Here is a 22,102-nt window from a genome sequence, read left to right on the forward strand (position 1 = left end):
CATGGGTGCAAGCCATGAGCTGATCGAGCCGGTCGACCGGGTAATTACTGGGCGCGGGGGCAAGGAGAAAACCTTCGTCCTGTCGTACCTGGATTGTGTGGATGGCCGCAAGATCGCGGCCCTGTACCCGGTCGCCAACATGCCCAAGCTGGGGGACTACCAGTCCAGCGAGGAGGCCATGCAGCTCCTGCTGTCGCATGTAGGGGTCTATCGGTCGGACGGCACGATACTGCGGCTATCAACCCTCGACCTGATCCGCAACCACGTTCCCGACCCCATCATGCTGATGAAGCTGGAATATTCGATGCTGGATCACAACTTCGATTTTTTCGGACCCGGCGGCCCCTTAAGCTCGGTCGAGGGGCTGCTCAAACAGGGCGCCGCGTGGATTACCCAAATGCTGACCCAATCGTTGGCGTCATCGTCTCCGCGGGCCTCGCATCGTACGCCGAGCTGAAAACGTCCATCTCCCTGCGCGAAGCCATGGACCTGTGGGAAATCGCCATCGTCAACCGGCATAACGAGTGGCTGGCGATGGAAGATGCCAAGAGGCAACGATGAGCATTCTTGACACTTTCGTTACGATCTTCACCGCCGACACGACGGGTCTGGAGCAAGGCGCGGACCGGGCGCGCCGGGAAGCTGATCGGCTGATCGACCGGCTACGGGGCGTTGACCGCGCAGCGACAGGAGCCAGCCGGACGCTGGTCGACATGTTCCACGAGTTTGAGCGAGGCCTTACCGTCGCCAACACGACGGCAGCGGCGATGGGCGCAGGTGCAACTATCGGGCTCGGCTTGGCTGGCGTGGCGGCGCACGTCACAGCCACGGAGTTCGGTCAGCTCGCATCCGCAGCCGAAGCCCTGGGCATCTCGGCGCAGCAGGTCGATGGCTTCGGCACCGTCCTCGGCCAGTTCGGCGGGGATGCCGAGATGGCGCGGGAGGCGCTACTCGACCTGGGCGAGGCCATTGGTACCGCAACGCTGGACGCCAAGAGCACCGAGGCCGAGACTTTTGCCGCCCTGGGCGTCCGCATCCGCGACTCCAGCGGCCGAGCCATCGATGCACGGGAGGGCTTCCTGCGGCTGGCCGACAGCCTGTCGAAGCTGGACAAGGCTGCCGCACTCTCCCGCGCCAAGGACCTTGGCATAACCGACCCCGAGACCATCTACGCGCTGCGCCTGGGGCGGCAAGCGCTTGAGGAGCAGTGGAACGCGGCGGCTCAAGGCAGCGGAGCGACGGAAGAGAACATTCGGGCCACGAAAGAGTACATGCTCGCCAACCAGGGGCTGAAAAATTCCTTCGGCGACCTCACTGAGTCGGTCGGGTTCGACGTTATGCCCACGTTCACCGAGCTGCAAAAGCTACTGGCGCGGGCGTTCGACTGGATGGCTGAGAATGAAGACGTTGTAATTGGTTTCTTCGTTGGCGTTGCGGCAGCGGCTACGCTGCTAGCCGCGCCGTTGCTGACCCTGCTCGCCCCATTCATCGCCGTGGGCTTGGCTATCGCAGCGGTCGGTGTGGCGGCTGGCCTGGCCTGGGATGACCTACAAGCCTTCCTTGAGGGCGGCGACAGCCTGATCGGCCAGTTTTTGAACCGCTTCCCCGAGCTGCGCGAGGCTTGGGAAGGGCTCACCGAATGGGCGGCGCGTGCCTGGGAGTCGATCAAGGAGTTCGGGGCGCAAGCGGCTGAGGCGCTAACCCCTTTCGCCAACTCGGCTAAGGCGGTTTTCAAGTCGGTGGGTGAGTTCGCATCCGCGCTGCTTGACGTGCTGATAGCGTTCGGAAAGCGGATATGGGAGGTCTTTGGCGATGACATCATTGCCGCGTTCAAGTGGATGCAGGAGGTAGCCAATGGGGTCTTTGAGTGGCTCAAGCGTGCCTTGCAGGGGCTGGCCAATTTCCTCACCAATGCCTTTAACCAGATCGCCGGCGGCTTCAGCACCGGCGCGGGCGTGCTTCGCACCGTGGCCGGCTGGCTCGGGGGGGGCGACGAGGCGGGGGCGCAACAAGCCGTTGCCATGGGGCAGGCGCAGATGGCCGCCGCTGCTACCAACCCCCTGAACGCCGCGACAAGCCAGTCGATCAGCAACACGGCGACCAGCAACCGCCGCGAGTCGTCGGTCACGGTCGGCGAGATCAACGTCCAGACGCAAGCCACCGACGCGCAGGGCATCGCCGGCGCCGTGGCCGACCCGCTGCGCGACCAGCTCCGCAGCCTGGACGAGGAGTTTGCCAGTGGGGTGGATCGGTAATGGCCCAGACAGACCCGCGGGTCATCGAGGCGACGCAGGACCTGGTCGCCATCCTCGACGCGCAGACCTTCCAGCCGGTGTTGTCGCCTTTGGCGCCGATGCGCGTCACGGTGCGCGAGGTGTCTCGACTCACCACCTGGCCCGTGGAGGACGGCACCGAGCGGACCGACCATCGCGTTATCCAGCCCGTGGAGATCGAGCTGCCGGCGTTGTTGACCGAAAGCGTCCGTGACCAGTTCGAGCTGCTGCGCCAGGCGTACATGGCTGGCACCGAGGTGATCGTGCAAACCCGCGTGCGCAGCTACCCGCGCATGATGATCATGGAAATTCCGCACGACGAGACGCCGGACCAGATGGACGCCCTCGCCGTGGCCGTGCGGTTGCGCGAGATACAGACGGTTGAAGTGCAGTTCGGCACCCTGCCGCCCCGCAAGGTGGCCGGACCTACCGGCAACCCGGCGCAGACCGATACCGTGCGCAAAGGCTCGCAGCAGACCACGCCGAGCGACGCGACCACTCAACGTCGTGCCTCGGTCCTGTATGGAATCTTCAACTGATGCTGACCATTCCCCTTGACCCGATCCCGAACCAGTCGCTGGACTTGTCGATCGGTGGCCATCGCTGGTCCTTGCGCATCAAGCAAGCCCGCGAGTCGATGGCCATCGACGTGACCCTTGACGACACGCCGCTGATTGCCGGCCATCGCATCGCCGTCGGCTCTCCGATCCTGCCCTACCCGCCGATGCAAGCTGCCGGAAACTTCCTGCTGCTGACCGACGGGGACGCGAACCCTGACTACTCGCGCTTCGGCGTGGACCAGACCCTGGTCTATGTCACCCCCGAGGAACTGGGCAATGGCACTTGACCTGCGGCGCATCCGCGTGGGGGTGGAAATCTCCGGCCGGCTCCAGTGGTATGAGGGGTTGCGTGTCCGGGCGCAGGGTACCAAGTACGCCAGCCCGACCAAGAACGAGGCGACGATCACCCTCACCGGCCTGTCGCAAAAGACCCGCGACTACCTGCTGACCGAGACCAGCCCCTTCAACGCCAACCGCACGCCGAAGCGGGTCTATCTGGAGGTCGGGCGGCAGTCGGGCGGCATGTTCCGGCTGTACGTGGGGGACATCACGTCGGCCGAGCCATCCAGCCCGCCCGATATCGATTTGATCCTGCGCTCGAAAACCCAAGCCTCGGCGGCCAATACCGTGGTGGCCAAGTCCGCGCCGGCGACCACCCGACTATCCGACCTGGTGCGTACTGTCGCGGCCGACCTCGGGCTTGCCCCGGTGTTCGAGGCGCAAGACATCCAGATCGCCAACTACCAGCACGCCGGCAGCAACCTGGCGCAGGTGCAGGCGCTGCAGGACGTGGGCGGCGTATCGGCCTACGTCGACGACGGGGAGCTGATCGTCAAGGACGCCAACCGCCCCCTGAGCAACCGCATCCGCATCCTGAACAAGGACAGCGGCATGGTCGGTCTGCCGAAAGCCACTGAAAAGGGGCTGTCCGTGACCTTCCTGCTCGACCCGGAAACCAAGATCGGCGGGGCGCTGCGCGTACAGTCGGCCCTGAATCCAGCGCTCGACGGCGACTACCTGATCAAGCAACTGAAATTCGACGTGGCCAGCCACGACGACCCGTTTTTCTACACGGCGGAGTGCACGCGGCTATGACCTTGCAGGCCCCCAATCAGGACCAGTCGCACGATGGCAGCCTCGCGGGCATCGCCGGCGACGTGCTCGCCCGGTGGCTGCGGGATAAGGTCGACGACATGCTGCCGGCGCGGGTGGTCAGCTACGACGATGCAACCAACCGCGCCACCGTACAGCCCATGGTCATGGTCGGCATGACGGACGGCTCGGCCCTGGCTCGGCCCAATGTGGCGAGCGTCCCGGTCTTCCGTTACGGCGGGGGCGGGTTCTTCATCCGATTCCCGCTGAAGCCGGGCGACCTGGGCTGGATCAAGGCCAACGACCGGGACATCAGCCTGTATCTGCAGGCGCAGCAGCAGGCCCGCCCAAATACCCGCCGGTCGCACTCCTTCAGCGATGGGGTGTTCTTCCCCGATACCCTGCGCCAGTGGGCGATCAGCGGGGCCGATGCCGATGCCCTGGTCCTTCAGTCGCTTGACGGGCAAACCGTGGTGGCGCTCCGGCAGGACGCGCTCCACCTGCGCCAGGGCACCAGCCAGATTGCTGTGACCGCGGCCGCTGTGGACATCACCGCGCCGCTGCTTCTGCACAACGGCGTCAACATCGGCGCTACCCACGTCCATGGCGGCGTGACCGCCGGGGGCGCCAATACGGGGGCGCCGGCATGAGAACCTTCCTGACCAACCGCAACAACTCCCTGCAGCGCAACGCCGCCGGCGACTTGGAGACCGTCACCGGCCCCGGCGCTGTGGCCATGGTCGCCCGCCACTTCATGCTCGCCCGGCGGGGAGAGATGATCCACGCGGCCGACCTGGGCATGCCCTATGAGCAGATCGTCTGGGGGGCACAACCAAACGTCGCGCAGTTCGAGGCGGCCGGTAGGGCCACCCTGGCGCGGGTGCCGGGCGTGGTCGAGGTACTGTCGTTTCAAGGGCGGCTGGAGGGTGAGGGGCTGTTCTATGAAGCGACTCTGCGGACCATCTACAGCGAGGATCTGACCATCGATGGCCAGCTATGAATACATCACCTCCACGGGGGTGATTCTGCCGGACACGGGCGAGCTACTGCAGACCGTCGAGGGGGAATGGCGGGACGCCTTTGGTCAGGATCTGGTCACGTCCCCGGAGACCCCGCAAGGCGTGCTCATCACCGCCGAGGTCGAAGCCCGCGACGCGGTTGTTCGCAACAATGCCGAACTGGCCAATCAGATAAACCCCGACTATGCCGCGGGCGTCTTCCTCGACGCCATATGGGCGCTGACCGGCGGCGCGCGGCGGCCGGCTACCTATTCGCAAGTCACCGGTGTGGTGCTGACCGGCACACCCGGCACGATCATTCTGGCCGGCGCCGAGATCGCCAGCGTCACCACCGGGGAAATCTTCCGCCTGCTGGGCACCGTGCAACTGGGCGCCGACGGTACGGGAACGGGAAACTTCGCCTGCATCGACCCGGGGCCCATCGGCGCGCTGCCCGGCACCCTCACGGAGATCCGTACCGCCGTGCTCGGCTGGGAGACGGTGACGAACCCAACGGCGGCGGTGCTCGGCTCGCTGGAGGAGAGCGACACGGCCGCCCGGCGGCGCCGCCGACTGACGCTCGCCCTGCAGGGTCGCCAGACCCCCGAGGCCGTGCAGTCGCTGCTGGCCGATCTGCCCGGCTATCGCAGCCACACTTTCCGCGAGAACGTCACCAATGCGCCGCTGACCATCGATGGGGTGACTCTCGCGCCGCATTCCATCTACGTCTGCGTTGATGGCGCGACCGACGCTGCCGTGGCTGCCGCGCTGCTGGCGGCGAAGGGGGACGGCAGCGGCTGGAACGGCGGGACAACGGTCAACGTGATCGAGCCGATCAGCGGCCAGAGCTACGCCGTGCAGTTCGACCGGCCGGCCGTCATCGGGGTTTTCGTCCGCGTGACCGCACGGTTCAACGGATTGGACGGCCAGACCATCATCGAGGATGCCATCGAGCAGTATGCGAGCGGCACGATGGCCGGCGAGACGGGCCTTGTCGTCGGCGGCAGTCTGTCGCCGTTCGAGTTGGCCGGCGCCGTGAACCAAGTAGAGCCCCGGATCTTTGTCACCCTGGTGGAACTGTCGACCGACGGCATCAACTACGCCGTCCAGAACATCGCCGCCAACGTCTCCCAGTTGATCGCCATCAGCGACGTGCAGGTGCTCGAGGCATGAAACTGACGCATTGCCTGCTCTGGGAGCACGAAGAGGCCGCCGAGCTGGTCGCCCTGCTGGTCAGCAAAGGCGCGTGGTACGACACCGAGCACGACGGATTCTGGGCGGATTGGGTGCGGGATGTGTTCGATCTGCGCACGGCCAACGCGTTCGGCTGCGCGGTCTGGGCGCGCATTCTCGACGTGCGGCTTGACCTGATCGCCCCTGCCACCATCGGCCCGTCCTTCGGCTTCGGGGCCAACAATCGAAACTTTGGCCGCGGCAACTTCGGTCGGCGGGTACCGGGCCGGGTGGGGCTCTCCGTCGAGCAGCAGCGCCTGGTGCTGCGCGCCCGGTATCTCCAGCTCATCAGCCGCGGGACCGTGCCGGAGATCAACCGCATCCTGCACATCCTGGTCGGCGAGCGGGGGCCGGCGTGGGCCATCGACAACCACGACATGACGACGACCGTTTTCCTGGGCTTCGCCCCGGACAGCCAGCTTCGCCAGGTACTGGACAACTTCCCGCTGATCCCTGTGCCTACCGGCGTGCAGGTCAACTATCAGTTCGCCGCGCAACCGGCATGGGGTTTCGGCGAGGACAATCTCAACTTCGAACATGGGGGCTTCGCTGAATGACGAAGTTTTTCGGAACACCTTTCGCCCTCTCCGGCGACCGCGACACCATTCCCGACGCGACGCAGGCGGACGGCAGCGTGTCCTATGCCGCGGGCTTCGGCTTCGACTATGAACGGGATCTGAACGCTGATCCGCCGGACCCGGACGCCAAGGCGGTCCCTCGCGCCGGCACGAACGGCATCCTGTACGACATCACGGATGCGCTGCGGGCGCTCCAGCGCTTCGGCGTACCGGAGTACTTTCCGGCCGCCGCGCCTTACGCCATCAACGCCCTGGTCCGTTATAACAACACCGTCTGGCGGTCGCGTATCGACAACAATAACTCCCTGCCAACCGAGGGTGCCAACTGGACGGCCATCAGCAGCGTGCCGCAGGCCAGCGAGACAGCAGCCGGTATCATCGAGATCGCCACGGCAGCCGAGACCGCCGCCGGCACCGACGGTACGCGGGCCGTGACGCCCGCCGGCCTCAAGCCGCTGCTGGACGCCAAGGCACCTCTGGCCAGCCCGACCTTCACCGGGCAGCCCAAGGCCCCCAGCCCTTCACGGGCGGACGCTACGGATCGCCTGGCTAACACCTGGTGGGTCAAGGATTGGTATGCCAACGATATCGCCCCAGGCGTCCAGCCGGCCCTTGGCTACACGCCTGTCCGCCAGGGCGGCGGCCCGTCGCAGCTCAACAATCAGGTCAATATCGGCTATGACGGCAGCGGCATCCGAGGCAGCGTGGATAACAACCCCGTGTTCGGCCAATTCTGGATGGACCATAACGGCCTGACCAAGGTGCGGGATACGCATGGCGGGGCCAACTTTTCCGGCGGGATTCAATTCACCATCCCGACAAACGTCGGGGATCTCACCGTCAAGTTGTTCAATACGGGAACTCTCCCCGGCAAGGCCATTTCTACCGTTCCCTTCCCGAACAATGGGTTTCCGACCGAATGCCTGGGGGTCATTCCGGTTTCGACGACGAATCAGGGGATCAGCGGCAGCGACGATAACCGTTTCGCCCACGGGGCTGGCGAATACACGAAGGACAATTTCAAGCTCTACAACGACGGGTATAACGCCGCCTTCCTCATCCTTGCCTTCGGGCGGTAACGCGACGCTGCGCAACACCTTCACCAGACCGCCGCCGGCGGTTTTTTCGTCTTTGGAGACCCCATGACATTATCCGAGATCCGCGCCGCGGCCATCGCCCCGGCGCTCGCGCTGCTGCCTGCGCGAATGACCAGTCCGGCGGCCGAGGTGATGCTGCTGGCCATCGGGCTGCAGGAGTCGGCGCTCCGGCACCGCCGGCAGGTCGGCGGGCCTGCCCGTGGCCTCTGGCAGTTCGAGCAGGGCGGTGGCGTGCGCGGTGTGCTGCAGCACCCGCTGAGCCGGCCGCGTGCGCTGTCGATCTGCGAGGCCCGCGGCATCGCGCCGGTGCCGAGCGCCGTCTATGCCGCGCTCGAGCACGACGACATCCTCGCCGCCGCCTTCGCTCGTCTGCTGCTGTGGACCGATCCGGCGCCGCTGCCGGCGGTGGGTGAGGTCGGCAAGGCCTGGGATCTGTACCTGCGGACCTGGCGGCCGGGCAAGCCGCACCGGCACAGCTGGGACCGTCTCTATGCGCAGGCGATGGATGAGGTGCTGGCATGACCCTGCTTGCCACCGCCACGGCCCTGCTGCCAACCGTCGCCGGCCTGCTCGACCGGCTGATCCCCGATCCCGAACAGAAGGCCAGGGCCCAGCTCGAGCTGCTCAGGCTCCAGCAGGAGGGAGCATTCAGGGATCTGGACGCAGTCCTGCAGGTCAACCTGGCTCAGGCGAAGATCAACGAAGTCGAGGCGGCGAGCCAGTCGGGCTTCCAGGCCGGCTGGCGTCCGATGGCGGGCTACGTCTGCGTCGCGGGCCTAGCCTACGAGTTCCTGATCAGGCCGCTGCTGCCCTGGCTGCTGACCGTGGCCGGCGCCGCGGAGGTGCCGCCGTTGCCCTCGCTCGACGAGGTGCTGTTCGAGCTGGTGTTCGGCCTGCTCGGCCTGGGCACCCTGCGCACTGCCGACCGCTGGAAGCGGATCAACGCCATCGCTCCGAAGTAACCACCACCCACTATATATAGGAGATCCCATGATCGACCTTTCCTGCTTCAACCTTGTCACCCCTGAAGTAACCTCAGACGGTGAAGCAGTCACCTACTGGCCATCTAATCTGCCGTCCAACGAGTATTTCTCGATCCTGGACAATGGCGAGAATGCTCTCTGGGCGCCGACCAAGGGCGCGACGACGGAGAACAGCGAGAAGACGCGCACCGAGTTCCGCGAGATCGTCCCCGGCGGCACAACCCTGAAGAACTGGAAGCTGGGCCAATACAGCGAACAGTATCTGCGCGCGGCGCTGACCCTCCAGCAGGTCACGCCAAACGGGCGTGTGTGCATCGGGCAGATCCATGTGAAGGACAACAATCGCCCGCCGATCAAGCTGGTGTGGAACAACGGCAAGCTGCGCCTGATGTACCGCATCACTTACAACCAGGAAGCGGACGTGGGCGTGACCGTGCTGGACAGCGTGCCCATTGGCGAGTGCTTCACCTACTCCATCCATGTAGCCCCCGACGGCAACGTGACTGTGATCGTCGGACATGGCACCCGTTCCGGGACTAAGACGGTTCAGCTCGATTCGAGCTGGAAGGACAAGCTGCTCTACTTCAAGGCCGGGCTCTATAACCAGGAGGAGGCCACGTCGCTGACCCTGCCCACCGACGGCTCCCGTGGTGTGATGTATACCCTCGAAGTTAAGCGGCCGTGACGATCAAAAGGGGGGGGATTGAGGTGCCCGGACGGGCGGGGAGGGAGGCGTGGCGCCTGACTGGAGGGCGAGTGACTTTCCAAGTAACTTTGTTACTCGCCGTTGGGATTCGTTGGGCTTCGATTGCAGCGAGCGCCCGTTGGACATGGCTTGTAGCGTGGCCTGCAGACGTCCCGGCCTGCATGGGGTGCAAGGGGTCGAGTGTTCGAATCACTCCGTCCCGACCAACAAATTCAGTGAGGAAGGCCGGTTCCAAAAAGACCGGCCTTTGTCGTTTCTGGTGGTTGCCAACACGGGTTGATGCCTGATGGCAACTTACACGCCGGCTTTTGCCTTAACTTCATATTCAGCCGCCGTGATCCTTTCCGCGGCGGAATGGCAATGGTGTTCTGTCTGGCCAGCCTTGGCCCTTGGATGGGGTAGTCGCAGTGGCCGTGGTTCGGCATCGACGCATGTGCGAGAGCTGATTTGCGAAACCCGCTCCATACTTGAAGCTCAGCCATTCTTAGGGAGCGGAAAAATGACTGGGCTTGAGTTTGTGAAGGGCGATATCGTTGCGTTGAAGAGCGGTGGGCCGGCGATGACGGTCGAGAGTATCGGCAACTATGCCGAAGGTTTGGCGCATGGGCCGGAGAAGGGGGCGAAATGCATTTGGTTCGAGGGGGGCAAGCCCCAGGAGCACGTCTTCGATGTAGCGGTGCTGGAGAAGGTCGAGCCTTAGGTTCTGTTGTTGCGTCGGCGTAATCACGGCAGAACAGTGGCAAAGGCCAGCATTTCCTTGACGTGGCTGGCCTTCTTCTCAAGACGCGTGGCGATAGCACTTCAGCTTGCCGAGCAGGCACTCGATGACGTGACGCTCCTTGTGCAGGCATCAATCGCAGGGATGTTGCTCGATGCCCTGCTGTCTGGACATTAGCCCTTGTTCACCAATACTGCCGACGTATCCATCTTGCCATGAGCGGGTTTGCCGGGGTGATGGCGACCTGAGCTTGCGTCGGGATGAGGCGAGTCGGAGTTGCCTTGCTCTGCCTGCGGCGCAGGCGAGGTTGCATGCATGGCAATCCCATGGTCAGCGGCAAACTTGCACTGATACCGATACGGCACCTCCTGCGTCCCGGTTTCCCCGCGGCGAGCCCACTCGGGCCGCTACCGACCATGAGTCAGGTCGCTACCCGGTCGGCATTGGGCAGATGCACACACCTTGCGGAGCTTGCATGGCCGACCGGATAGCGCTGACAGACGTGATTCTCGAGCCTGCTTTTCGTCAGCCTGTCAGGCCTCGATCAGCAGGTCCTGCTCCAGTGCCTTCTGCTGCTTCTGCTTGGTGATGCTGGCAGCCTGAAGCGCGGTGAGGGCGATGGTGAAGACGATGTCGTCCACCAGCGCACCGCGCGACAGGTCGTTCACCGGTTTGGCCAGACCCTGCAGCATCGGGCCGACGCTGATGCAGTTGGCATTGCGTTGTACCGCCTTGTAGGTGGTGTTGCCGGTGTTCAGGTCGGGGAACACGAACACGGTGGCCTGGCCGGCGACCGGGCTGTTCGGCGCCTTCTGCTTGCCGACGCTGGCCACGGAGGCGGCGTCGTACTGCAGCGGGCCGTCGATCGGCAGGCCGGGTGCGCGCTCCTGGGCAATACGGGTGGCTTCACGGACCTTGTCCACCTCGGCACCGCTGCCGGAGTCGCCGGTCGAGTAGCTGATCATCGCCACGCGCGGATGCACGCCGAGGGCCACGGCCGACTCGGCGCTCTGCAGGGCGATTTCAGCCAGCTCGCCGGCGCTCGGGTTGGGGTTTACCGCGCAGTCGCCGTAGACCAGCACCTGATCCGGCAGCAGCATGAAGAACACCGAGGACACCAGGTTGTAGCCAGGGGCGGTCTTGATCAGTTGCAGGGCCGGGCGGATGGTGTTGGCGGTGGTGTGCACGGCACCGGAAACCAGGCCATCCACTTCGTCCAGCGCCAGCATCATGGTGCCGAGCACCACGGTGTCCTTGAGCTGCTCGTCGGCCATCTCTGGGGTGAGGCCCTTGCTTTTGCGCATCTTCACCATCGGGGCGATGTACTGTGCGCGAATGCTGTCCGGATCGAGGATCTCCAGGCCGGCCGGCAGGGTGATGTCCTGCTCGCGGGCCACGGCCTGGACTTCTTCCGGACGGGCCAGCAGCACGCAGCGGGCGATACCGCGCGCCTGGCAGATGGCGGCGGCGCGGATGGTGCGCGGCTCGTTGCCTTCCGGCAGGACGATACGCTTGTTGGCTTCCTGGGCGCGCTTGACCAACTGGTAGCGGAACGCCGGCGGCGACAGATTCAGCTCGCGCGGCAGGCTGCAGCGGGAGTGCAGGTACTCCGGATGGAGATGCTTGGCGATGAAGTCAGTGACGCGGGTGGCGCGCTCGATGTCGTCCGCCGGGGTTTCCTTGTTCAGGGCGAACAGGCTGGTGGCTGTGTCATAGGAGCCAGTGGTCACGCTCATCACCGGCAGGCCGCCATTCAGGGCTGCCTGGCACAGGTCCATGATGCGCGGATCCGGCGCGAAGTCGCTGCACAGCAGCAGGCCGGCCAGCTTCACGCCGTTGAGCGAGGCCAGGCTGGCGGCAAGGATGATGTCGTCGCGATCGCCTGGGGTCACCACCAGCACACCCGGCTGCAGCAGTGGCACGGTGCTGGGCACGGCGCGGGCACACAGGACGATCTTGTTCACCCGACGCTGGTCGGCTTCGCCGGCGCTGATCACCTGGGCGCCGAGCAGCTCGGCTACGTCTCGGGTGCGCAGGGCGTTCAGTTCCTCGGCGAAGGGAATGGCGCCGAAGAGCTGGAAGTCGGCGCTGCCGAGCAGCGGCAAATGCTTCTTGAGTCGTTCGATGAAAGCCGCAGCGCCATCCTCGCTATCAATCTTGTTGATGATCGCACCGAGCACTTTCGGGTGCTTGACGCCGCCGAACAGCTGGGCCTGGATCTCGATGCGCTCGGCCAGCTGCTTGAGGTTGTCGCCGTCCTGGACGGCCGTCAGGATGACTTCGGCATCCAGGCTCTTGCTCAGCAGGGGGTTGAGGTACGCGGAGTAGTCGCTGTCGCGGGTCGGCAGCACGCCCTCGACGATCACCACGTCCTTGCCGGCGGCAGCCTGCTGATAGCGGCTGACCACCTCCTCCAGCAGCAGGTCGATTTCGCCGTTGGCCAGATGGCGCTCCACCTGATCCAGCAGTATCGGTTCGGGCGTGCTTTGGCCCAGAGTGCGCTCGACCAGCAGGCAGGAGCGCTCGCGGCCCTGGTCGATGGGGAAGGGCTGGGCGATCGGTTTGAAGAAGCCGACCTTCAGGCCGGCCTGTTCGAGGGCGCGGATCAGGCCGAGGCTGATGGAGTTGAGGCCGACGGCGTAGCCGGTGGGGGCGAGAAACAGAGTGTGCATGGGATCTCTTGCTCAGACTGTAGAAAGCGTGATGCCGGCGGGAAGTCAGGATGACGAAACCCGACGCCATGATGGTCGTCGGGTTCCGTTGCATTGCTGCTTCCCGCCTGTGCGGGTGTTCGATCAGGCGCCGAGCAGGGCGAGGGTGTCCAGGGCGATCTGGCGCTCCTCGTTGGTCGGTACCACGATGACGCGCGGGCTGCCGTCCGCCTGGATCTCGCCGGCCACGCCGCGGGTGCAGCGGGCGTTGGCTTCGGCGTCGAGCTGGAAGCCGAACAGCTTCATGTGCTCCACGGTGCGCTCGCGCACGGCGGCCGAGTTCTCGCCGATGCCGCCGGTGAAGATCAAGCCGTTCAGCTTGGGGAGGGCGCAGGCCATGCTGGCCAGCGACTTGGCCAGGCGGTAGCAGAACACCTCGAAGGCCAGAATGGCGCCGGGATGGCCGTTCAGGCGCGCTTCGGACAGGGTGCGCATGTCGTTGGACAGGCCGGACAGCCCCTTCAGGCCGCTGTCGTGGTTGAGCATGCGATCGACCTGCTCGATGCTCCAGCCCAGGGTGCGGGCCAGGTAGCTGTGCAGGTTGGGGTCGACATCGCCGCTGCGGGTGCCCATCGCCAAGCCCTCCAGCGGGGTCAGGCCCATGCTCGTATCGCGACTCTCGCCGTTGACGATGGCGCAGGTGGAGCAGCCGTTGCCCAGGTGGGCCGACAGCCAGGCGCTGTCTTCCACCGGCAGGCCGGCCATCTCGGCGGCTCGCTTGCTGACGTAGCGGTGGCTGGTGCCGTGGAAGCCGTAGCGGCGCACGCCGTGTTCCTTGTACAGAAATTCCGGCACGGCATAGCGGTAGGCGTGGGACGGCATGGTCTGATGGAACGCGGTATCGAACACGCTGACCTGCGGCAGATCGGGGAACAGCGACATGGTCGCGGCAATGCCGATCAGATGAGCCGGGTTGTGCAGCGGTGCCAACTGGGCGCTGGTGCGGATGCCTTCGATCACCGAGTCGTCGATCAGGCGGGCTTCGGTGAAGTGCTCGCCACCATGTACCACGCGGTGGCCGATGCCGCTGAGCTGGCCGCCGGCAGCTTCCTGGGCCAGCGGAAGGATCTTGCCCAGGACTGCCTGATGATCGGCGCCTGGCAGGCTGAGGGTTTCCTTGGTGTCGCCAAACTGCCGATGAAGGACTGCTTCCGGGCTGCCGAGGCGTTCGGCCAGTCCCTGCAGGGGGAAGGTTGTTTGTGCTTCGTTGACCAGGGCGAACTTGATAGACGAGCTACCGCAGTTGATCACCAGAATATTGCGGGCGGACATTGAGACTCCTGAAACATGTCGCGCATGGCCACTACACTCGATGGCCATACAATTTTTGTAATTGGATTGGGTCCGGCGTTCTTGTGGAACATGGACGAATCAGGGGTTGCGCCATCATGCCATGCAAAACAGGGCTTTGCCGTTCTGCTTTAGTCGAATCGGGCGCCTGGCGGACAGTTGTCCGAGGGCAGGGCATTGGAGCCGATCCGAGCCCGGGGATGTACCGGCAGGTGCCGCTCTTGCGCTGACCGATGTGCCCGATCGGTGTCGCTGTACAGCGGCGCAGCCGCAGCCCTATCAAGGTCCTGCACGGGCGTTCGGCGGACAAGGCAAGGAGCGCAACCCGGCAGGGCAGCCATGCGTATGGGCGCGCAGATCGCGTCTTGCCCGGCCTGCGGGCAATCCAGCGTCAGCGGCAGGCCTGCTGCAGGGTTTGACGTGGCCTGGTTCATGAAACAAGCTGAAATTTGCTCGAATTCACAAGATGCTTGCTCAAGAGAGGCTGGATCGTCGGCCTTGGGCACGACGCTCAGGCGGTTCGGCTCGATTTCGCTGAAATGCTGGAGGCAGGAGGAGCAGTCATGGCAAAAGCTACTCATGTGAAGGCCGATGCGGCCCAGTTTCCGGTCCCTCAAAGTCGTGATGAAGTGAACGAGGCGATTGCCAGGATCGGTCTGCTCCAGCGCGAGCGTGCGCGCATGCAGGCCGACATGAACGATGAGCTGGCCAAGGTAAGGCTGCGTTTCGAAGAGGCGGCCACCCCCCTCAACGAGCAGCTCGCGGAGCTGACCCAGGGGGTGCATACCTGGTGCGAGGCGCACCGCTCGGAGCTGACCAAAAACGGCAAGACCAAGTTCTATGATTTCGCCGCGGGTGAAATCAAGTGGCGCATGCGTCCGCCGCGAGTGACCCTGCAATCTGTCGAAAACGTTCTGGAAACCCTCAAGCGTCTGGGGCTGACGCGCTTCATCCGTGTGAAGGAGCAGTTGAACAAGGAGGCCATGCTCGCCGAGCCGGATGTGGTTTCCGGTGTTGCCGGAGTGAAGATCGAGCAGAGCGAGGACTTCGTCATCGTGCCCTTCGGGAGCAAGCTCGAAGAGGTCGCCTGATCGAATCGCACCCTTCCCGGCGTTGGCTCAGGGCGCAGGCTGCTGCTGTGCCATGCCGGGCCCGGATCGCCGGAGGGCATGGCGCCTGGAGCGGCAGTCGACCGTCTTTATGGCAGCCAAGACTCCCGCCAAGGATCAGCGTGCCGCCGCTGCCAACTGCATGTCGGCGCCTGCCCAGACCTTGCGGAAGCGCTCCATGACGGCGTCCGCTTCCTGGCTGCGGTTCTGCGTACGCAGGGTCTGGGCCAGTCCGTGCAGCGACCAGCCGTTCTCCGGGAAGCGCTTCAGGTCCTCGCGATAGGCCTGCTCGGCTTCCTCGTTCCGGCCCGCCGCGAGCAGCACCGGACCGAGCTCCTGGCGCACCGGCACCGTCCATTCCGGGGGCTCGCCGTAGACCAGGCCGTCCTCCAGACGGGCCGCTGCGCGCAGATGGTCGATCGCGCCGGGAAAATCCGCCTTCCTGGCGGCAATATGGCCGGCCAGCACTTCCGTGGCGATTTTCAGGATTGCCCCCGAAGTATTGAACTCCAGGCGCAGCGAGTCCATCCGCGGATCCTGTGCCGTGGCGCGCAGCTGTGCCAGCTCCGCCTCGGCGCCCGGTACGTCGCCCCGCGCCGCCAGCGCCCGGCCCCGGGCGTAGTGCCAGAGGGCGCGGGCGTGGGGCAGGTCCTGCGGCGGAGCCTCTGCCTGAAGGATCTCGTCCCAGCGCCCGAAGCGCACCAGCATCTGCAGCTGGCGCGTCTGGTGATGCTGCAGGAAGGTCATGCCGGGCTCCCGCAGCATGGGTTGCGGCACCAGTTCGGCCATCTTCTGCGTGGCGCCCAGCGCCTGCCCGCTGCGGCCGATCATGCTCGCGGCGAAGGCCAGAAAATCGTAGTTGTGCGGGTAATAGCCGGCGATGTAGATGCCGAATGCCGGATTCTGGTCGCGGATATAGGTTTCGTCCACATGCACCGCATGTTCGTTGGCCTCGATGGCATCCTCGTAGCGCCCGACGCGGACGTAGATGTGTCCGGGCATGTGCACCAGATGACCGGCGCCGGGCATCAGCCCGGCGAGCCGCTCCGCGCATGGCACCGCACGCTCGGGTTGTGCCGCCTCGACCGCGTGAATGAAGAAGTGACAGGCACCCGGGTGATCGGGGTTCGCGGCGATCACCCGCTCCAGTTGGGCGAGCAGCTCGGGCGTATTCGGCCGTGGCTGGCTGTCCTGAGTCCAGTACTGCCACGGGCTCAGGTCCATGAGGGATTCGGCGAAGAGGGTCGCCGCCTCCTGATCCTCCGGGTACTGGCGAACGACCTCGCGCATCGCGCGGGCATAGGCTTCATCCAGGGCGGCCCGGTCGTCGGGCGGGGGCGAGGCGTAGCGTGTCGCGAGGGCACGGATCAGCGCCTGTTCCCTCGGACTGGCCTTGCGCTCGAGGGCCTTCTGGATCGCGGCATGGGCGGCGGCCCCAGCGCTGGCGTCCATCGGTGCGTTGATATTGGGACCATGCGCCAGGGCGATCCCCCAGTAGCACATGGCGCACTCCGGATCGAGCCGGGCAGCTTGCTCGAAGGCGCGGGTCGCCTCCTGATGGTTGAAGGCGTAGTAGAGCCGCAAGCCCTGGTCGAAATAGCGCTGTGCCAGGGGGACGCCGGTCGTGATGCCGTAATGATGGTTGCCGAGATTGTCGTATAGCGGGACAGCGGTGCCTTCGGCCTGGGCAAGGGCAGAAGGTGCGATGCCCAGTGCGAGGGCTGCTCCCAGTGCGGCGAGAAAGTGGCGACCGAAGGAGGGCAGGACGGGCAGAACTCTGGTGATCCGGATGCTCACGGTATCGCTCCCTTCCAGGCGGCTCTGCAGCAGGCGCGCATGACATGGCATATGTTCTGCACCTCCCATGGAATTGCCTGGTCGATGAATGGACTGTCGGAGGATTGTCTTTATTTCGCTAAAGATGTCTGGAAGAAGAATATAGCGTACGAAAAAGAGTATGCAGTCTTCTGGCGGATCGATCTGCCTGGAGAGATTTTTATTTGGTTTCATGGCAGGTTGGATTCGATGCTGTATGGCCGGCGCGGAAAACTGGCCGAAGTGCACTCGTTATTATCCAGGGAGCATAGGGATGACTGTGGCTCGATCGATTGTTTTCGATGTCGTCGGATTCTTACTAAGACCAGTAATGTGCTTGAGGCAGTAATGCAGTATTTGGCTCTTGGCTGCTAGTGCCGTCGGCCTGCGCAAGACCCCTTGGCGCTCTATCGTGCGATATTCGAGTCATTGGCCGATGTGGTTGGGTTTATATGTTCGGCAATGCTGGTGTCGAGGAATTTGCCCTCAAAAGGAGGCTGATGTTTGGTGTCCGGATGGGGTGGTCACGATTTCTATAGTTGTACGGTATGTCGCGAAGATTGCTGATGCAGGACTTGATGGTTCTGTGATCTGCGATAGTTCGATGATCGGTCGGAATTCGTTGGCGCGAGTGATGTTTTCGAAATCACAAGAATGCTGCTGCAGATTCTTTGCACTTCCAAAGAGTAGGGCCGGATTGACATGAGAACTCGTCAACTAATCGTGGCTTGTACAGGTTTCGACCATCCCTGCACTCAGCCGAAGAGGCGGTCGATGCTCCCGGGCTGTCCTTGTCTGGAGCCGTACCGGAGTTCTGGAGGCTCTGATGTGTCTGGTTCGTCAGCCCGGCCCAGCGGTGCTCCCTGGCATGCTCTGGCGGCTTTTTCAGCCCCTGCGGCCCGAGCCAGAGGGGCAGGCGTCTCATCTGCGCATGACCGGGGCTCCGGATAATGTCTGCCCTGATGCGGACGCCTTGGCTCGCATGTGGTCGACCCCGGGCGAGCTTCATTACATAAGCTGCTATAAAGGCTCAGTAATATACCTTTGATCTATTAATTTGCATCTGTTCGTCCGTTCGTCGGTCATGGGGAAACTTTGATGGCTACCCTATTTTCAAAATTATCGACAAGCGCAAGACGGAAAATCTGCTGGATCGGTGCTTGCGAGAGGCTCCGGGGTAGAGCAGAAATAAAGACGGTGGCCGGGTTTCACCGATTGTAACGGCTGCCAGGCGTAATTATTAATTTATCGATTATTTTGGCTCTGCTCGGGTGTGGCAGAGAAAGACGAATAGAGAAATAGAGAAATAAGGGGCGGTGTAGCCGCCTTTTTTGTGTCGGAAACTTGATTCGGTGAAAAGATGACTATACTAGAGGCGGACGGTATGCCTGAGAGCTCATCAGGCACAGTGATAATCACAGAACGAACATGAAAGTTCAGAAGATTGTCTGGGGGAGTTGCACCAAAGCAACTGCGCACTGACCGTCGATGAGGCGGGCCGCAAAAGCGCCAAAGCCACATGGACGGTTCACAACCACGATTTCCCCATAGGAAATCGGATACGAGGGCGGCGAGGCAGTGAAGGGCAGCCAACGTGTCAGGGAGATGCTTGAACAAGGAAAAGGCAGAACCAATCAACCAAGCCCATGAGCCAACGATCGCCCGAAAACCTGAACTACGTACTATGTAAGGAGTTCATCATGGCCACTGAAAAACAACCAGGTCAACAAGGCAACATGGGACGGCAGGGAGGTAGCGAGTCACAGCAAGGCCAGAGCGCAGGGCAGCGTGCCGGCAGCCAGGACCAGGAGCGGAACCTGAATCAGCGTGCAAGCGATCAGGACTGGAATCAGAGCCAAGGGGCACAAGGTATGAGCAATCAAGACCGGACCCAACAAGGTCATCAAGGTGGACAACAGAGCGGCCAGCAGGGCCAGCAGGGCCAGCAGGGCACCCAGCAAGGTCATCAGGGTGGCCAACAGGGCGGCCAGCAAAGCGGCCAGCAAGGCCAGCAGGGCACCCAGCAAGGTCATCAGGGTGGCCAACAGGGTGGCCAACAGGGCGGCCAGCAAAGCGGCCAACAAGGCCAGCAGGGCACTCAACAAGGCCATCAGGGTGGGCAACAGGGGCAACAGGGGCAACAGCGCAACCTGACCGAGGAAGAGCAGCGCAGGCAGAACCAGTCTCGGCAGGAAGACCAGAACCAACCGGGCCGCAACAGGTAGGCCGTGCGTTCAGGACCGAACCATGGAGCCCTGACGACCTGCTGGCTTGATCCGGTCAGCCACTAGTCTTCTGGTAAACGACAGGATCAATGGATGGCCCCGAGCAGCGAATCGGGGCCATCAGCCTCCAGAAAGAATCAAAACCCCCGCGTGGCGGGCGAAGTCCAGGCCAGCCGCCTCAAGCGAACAGCCGCACTGCTTGTCGCAACCTCTTGTATTCCCCGTCAATTTCTCCGTCGCTTTCCATCACGCCCACAGTTCCCTGCATTCGCCGGCTGGCCATCAGACGGGGAGTGTTGAAAATCGTGTCCGAAACTCATACGGCCGAGGACGACGCCATTCGGCTATCGGACGCCTGTACTCGCCTCGGCAGATGCGCAATCAAAAAATAAATCTTTTATTTCAATAAGTTAAATATCCTCTCCGAACATGGCCCAGGCCTTGCTCCGTTGCTTGGTGAGCCGCGACTGCTGCCCTTTTGGCAGGCAAGGACGCGCGGTCTCGAAAGGTTGTACCGCGACAATTCGAACAACAACGGAGAACCCCATGGACATGCAACGCTCGAAAGTCCAGGTGATGGGCATCGATGCCGGCGGCACGATGACCGACACCTTCTTCGTCCGCGAGGACGGCAACTTCGTGGTCGGCAAGGCGCAGAGCAACCCTGCCGACGAATCCCTGGCCATCTACAACTCCTCCATCGACGCGCTGTCCGCCTGGCAGCTGGGCGTCGACGACGTCTACCCCGAGCTGGTGACCTGCGTCTATTCCGGCACCGCCATGCTCAACCGGGTGGTGCAGCGCAAGGGGCTGGACGTCGGCCTGATCGTCAACAAGGGCTTCGAACAGACCCACTCGATGGGGCGCGCCATCCAGAGCTACCTGGGCTACGCCCTGGAAGAGCGGCTGCACCTCAACACCCACCGCTACGACGCGCCGCTGGTGCCCTATTCGCGGACCCGCGGGGTCACCGAGCGCACCGACGTGCAGGGCCGGATCGTCATCCCGCTGCGCGAGGAGGAGGTGCGCCAGGCCACCCGCGAGCTGGTCGAGGCCGGTGCCCAGGCGATCGTCATCGTGCTGCTGCAGTCGCACAAGAACCCCGCCAGCGAGAAGCGCGCCCGCGACGTGTGCCGCGAGGAGCTCAAGCGGCTCGGCGCGGACCTGCCGGTGTTCGCCTCGGTCGACTACTACCCCTCGCGCAAGGAGAGCCACCGCACCAACACCACGATCCTCGAGGCCTACGCCGCCGAGCCGTCGCGCCAGACCCTGCAGAAGGTCAGCGAGCGCTTCAAGAAGCATGGTGCCAAGTTCGACCTGCGGGTGATGGCCACCCACGGCGGGACCATCTCCTGGAAGGCCAAGGAGCTGGCGCGGACCATCGTCTCCGGGCCGATCGGCGGGGTGATCGGCTCCCGGCTGCTCGGCGAGGCGCTGGGCTACGAGAACATCGCCTGCTCGGACATCGGCGGCACCTCCTTCGACATGGCGCTGATCACCAAGGGCAACTTCGCCATCGCCTCCGACCCGGACATGGCCCGCCTGGTGCTGTCCCTGCCGCTGGTGGCGATGGACTCGGTGGGTGCCGGCGCCGGCAGCTTCGTGCGCCTCGACCCCTACAGCGGCTCGCTCAAGCTGGGCCCGGACAGCGCCGGCTACCGGGTCGGCACCTGCTGGCCGGAGAGCGGCCTGGACACCGTGTCGGTGACCGACTGCCACGTGGTGCTCGGCTACCTCAACCCGGACAACTTCCTCGGCGGCACCATCAAGCTCGACGTGGAGCGTGCCCGCCAGCACATCCAGGCGCAGATCGCCGGGCCGCTCGGGCTGTCGGTGGAGGAGGCCGCCGCCGGGGTGATCGAGCTGCTCGACCTGTCGCTGCACGAGTACCTGCGCTCCAACATCAGCGCCAAGGGCTACAACCCCACCGACTTCGTCTGCTTCTCCTACGGCGGCGCCGGCCCGGTGCACACCTACGGCTACACCGAGGGCCTGGGCTTCAAGGACGTGGTGGTGCCGGCCTGGGCGGCAGGCTTCTCGGCCTTCGGCTGCGCCTGCGCCGACTTCGAGTACCGCTACGACAAGAGCGTCGACATCGCCCTGGCGCCGGACAGCGGCGAAGCCGCCTGCGCCGAGGCCTGCGCGGTGATCCAGGCGGCCTGGGACGAGCTGGCGGCCAAGGTCATCGAGGAGTTCGTGATCAACGGCTTCAAGGCCGAGGACGTCACCCTGCTGCCCGGCTACCGGATGCAGTACATGGGCCAGCTCAACGACCTGGAGATCACCTCGCCGATCGCCAGGGCAGCCTCCGCCGCTGACTGGCAGCAGATCACCGAGGCCTTCGAGGACACCTACGCGCGGGTCTACGCCAGTTCGGCGCGCTCCCCGGAACTGGGCTTCTCGGTCACCGGGGCGATCATGCGCGGCCTGGTCGCCACCCAGAAACCGGTATTGCCCGAAGACCCCGAGGCCGGCCCGCAGCCGCAACCGGCCGCACACCTCGGCAAGCGGCCGTTCTACCGGCACAAGCGCTGGGTCGACGCCGACATCTGGCAGATGGAGGCCCTGCAGCCGGGCAACCGCATCGTCGGGCCGGCGGTGATCGAGTCCGACTCCACCACCTTCGTGGTGCCCGAGGGCTTCGAGACCTACCTGGACAAGCACCGCCTGTTCCACCTCAAGGAATGCGCCCGCGGCTGAGCCCGGATTCCAAA

20 protein-coding genes are annotated in these 22,102 nt (G+C 64.2%); 16 read left to right on the forward strand and 4 right to left on the reverse strand.

Annotated features, from left to right (window positions below; translation table 11 throughout):
• Position 1 precedes the first annotated feature (1 nt).
• The 14 genes from GCU53_RS21855 (at position 2) to GCU53_RS21920 (ending at position 10,220) form a co-directional block, all read left to right on the forward strand.
• Positions 2-457: a hypothetical protein gene (locus GCU53_RS21855; RefSeq protein WP_152389454.1), complete on the forward strand. Its 456-nt coding sequence runs from the start codon at positions 2-4 to the stop codon at positions 455-457.
• 100 nt (positions 458-557) lie between these two features.
• On the forward strand, positions 558-2,255 hold the full coding sequence (locus GCU53_RS21860; RefSeq protein WP_152389455.1) for a phage tail tape measure protein: 1,698 nt from the start codon (positions 558-560) through the stop codon (positions 2,253-2,255).
• Positions 2,255-2,812 (forward strand): phage baseplate protein, encoded by a 558-nt coding sequence (locus GCU53_RS21865; protein WP_152389456.1) that lies wholly within the window; start codon positions 2,255-2,257, stop codon positions 2,810-2,812. Before GCU53_RS21860 ends, GCU53_RS21865 begins: the two co-directional genes overlap by 1 nt.
• Entirely contained in the window at positions 2,812-3,120 is a 309-nt protein-coding gene (locus GCU53_RS21870) for a phage baseplate plug family protein (RefSeq protein ID WP_152389457.1), read from the forward strand. The genes GCU53_RS21865 and GCU53_RS21870 overlap by 1 nt, the downstream gene beginning before the upstream one ends.
• Positions 3,110-3,928 carry a baseplate hub protein gene (locus tag GCU53_RS21875; protein ID WP_152389458.1) on the forward strand — a complete coding sequence of 273 codons (819 nt, stop codon included), beginning with the start codon at positions 3,110-3,112 and terminating at the stop codon, positions 3,926-3,928. The genes GCU53_RS21870 and GCU53_RS21875 overlap by 11 nt, the downstream gene beginning before the upstream one ends.
• The gene (locus tag GCU53_RS21880; protein ID WP_208845380.1) at positions 3,925-4,575 is read left to right on the forward strand and encodes a Gp138 family membrane-puncturing spike protein; all 651 of its coding nucleotides are present in this window, start codon (positions 3,925-3,927) and stop codon (positions 4,573-4,575) included. Before GCU53_RS21875 ends, GCU53_RS21880 begins: the two co-directional genes overlap by 4 nt.
• Complete coding sequence (locus GCU53_RS21885) at positions 4,572-4,925, forward strand: contractile injection system sheath initiator (protein ID WP_152389459.1); 354 nt, start codon at positions 4,572-4,574, stop codon at positions 4,923-4,925. The genes GCU53_RS21880 and GCU53_RS21885 overlap by 4 nt, the downstream gene beginning before the upstream one ends.
• Positions 4,912-6,096, forward strand: a complete 1,185-nt coding sequence (locus tag GCU53_RS21890; protein WP_152389460.1) for a baseplate J/gp47 family protein — start codon at positions 4,912-4,914, stop codon at positions 6,094-6,096. The genes GCU53_RS21885 and GCU53_RS21890 overlap by 14 nt, the downstream gene beginning before the upstream one ends.
• A complete protein-coding gene (locus GCU53_RS21895; protein WP_152389461.1) occupies positions 6,093-6,713 on the forward strand; it encodes a baseplate wedge 1 family protein in 621 nt (206 codons plus the stop codon). The genes GCU53_RS21890 and GCU53_RS21895 overlap by 4 nt, the downstream gene beginning before the upstream one ends.
• Complete coding sequence (locus GCU53_RS21900) at positions 6,710-7,813, forward strand: hypothetical protein (protein WP_152389462.1); 1,104 nt, start codon at positions 6,710-6,712, stop codon at positions 7,811-7,813. The genes GCU53_RS21895 and GCU53_RS21900 overlap by 4 nt, the downstream gene beginning before the upstream one ends.
• Before the next feature lie 63 nt (positions 7,814-7,876).
• Complete coding sequence (locus tag GCU53_RS21905) at positions 7,877-8,353, forward strand: hypothetical protein (RefSeq protein ID WP_152389463.1); 477 nt, start codon at positions 7,877-7,879, stop codon at positions 8,351-8,353.
• Positions 8,350-8,793: a holin family protein gene (locus GCU53_RS21910; RefSeq protein ID WP_152389464.1), complete on the forward strand. Its 444-nt coding sequence runs from the start codon at positions 8,350-8,352 to the stop codon at positions 8,791-8,793. Before GCU53_RS21905 ends, GCU53_RS21910 begins: the two co-directional genes overlap by 4 nt.
• A 28-nt stretch (positions 8,794-8,821) precedes the next feature.
• The gene (locus tag GCU53_RS21915) at positions 8,822-9,499 is read left to right on the forward strand and encodes a polysaccharide lyase family 7 protein (protein ID WP_152389465.1); all 678 of its coding nucleotides are present in this window, start codon (positions 8,822-8,824) and stop codon (positions 9,497-9,499) included.
• Between the two features lie 520 nt (positions 9,500-10,019).
• Complete coding sequence (locus GCU53_RS21920) at positions 10,020-10,220, forward strand: YodC family protein (RefSeq protein ID WP_152389466.1); 201 nt, start codon at positions 10,020-10,022, stop codon at positions 10,218-10,220.
• 551 nt (positions 10,221-10,771) lie between these two features.
• Here GCU53_RS21920 and pta read toward each other — a convergent pair.
• Together pta and GCU53_RS21930 are read right to left on the reverse strand one after the other, a co-directional pair.
• The gene (pta, locus tag GCU53_RS21925) at positions 10,772-12,910 is read right to left on the reverse strand and encodes a phosphate acetyltransferase (protein WP_152389467.1); all 2,139 of its coding nucleotides are present in this window, start codon (positions 12,908-12,910) and stop codon (positions 10,772-10,774) included.
• 123 nt (positions 12,911-13,033) lie between these two features.
• Positions 13,034-14,221, reverse strand: a complete 1,188-nt coding sequence (locus GCU53_RS21930) for an acetate kinase (protein WP_152389468.1) — start codon at positions 14,219-14,221, stop codon at positions 13,034-13,036.
• A 581-nt stretch (positions 14,222-14,802) separates the two neighbouring features.
• Here GCU53_RS21930 and GCU53_RS21935 point away from each other — a divergent pair.
• Positions 14,803-15,330, forward strand: coding sequence for a host-nuclease inhibitor Gam family protein (locus tag GCU53_RS21935; protein WP_244306908.1), 528 nt, complete (start codon positions 14,803-14,805; stop codon positions 15,328-15,330).
• A 135-nt stretch (positions 15,331-15,465) separates the two neighbouring features.
• Here GCU53_RS21935 and GCU53_RS21940 read toward each other — a convergent pair whose 3' ends face one another.
• Positions 15,466-17,145, reverse strand: a complete 1,680-nt coding sequence (locus tag GCU53_RS21940; protein WP_244306910.1) for a tetratricopeptide repeat protein — start codon at positions 17,143-17,145, stop codon at positions 15,466-15,468.
• 1,778 nt (positions 17,146-18,923) lie between these two features.
• Complete coding sequence (locus GCU53_RS21945) at positions 18,924-19,265, reverse strand: hypothetical protein (protein WP_208845382.1); 342 nt, start codon at positions 19,263-19,265, stop codon at positions 18,924-18,926.
• A 669-nt stretch (positions 19,266-19,934) separates the two neighbouring features.
• Between GCU53_RS21945 and GCU53_RS21950 the strand changes: the two genes are divergently transcribed.
• Entirely contained in the window at positions 19,935-22,088 is a 2,154-nt protein-coding gene (locus tag GCU53_RS21950) for a hydantoinase/oxoprolinase family protein (protein ID WP_152389469.1), read from the forward strand.
• Positions 22,089-22,102 lie beyond the last annotated feature (14 nt).

The sequence above is a fragment of the Azotobacter salinestris genome (genome assembly GCF_009363155.1).
Taxonomy (GTDB): Bacteria; Pseudomonadota; Gammaproteobacteria; order Pseudomonadales; family Pseudomonadaceae; genus Azotobacter; species Azotobacter salinestris.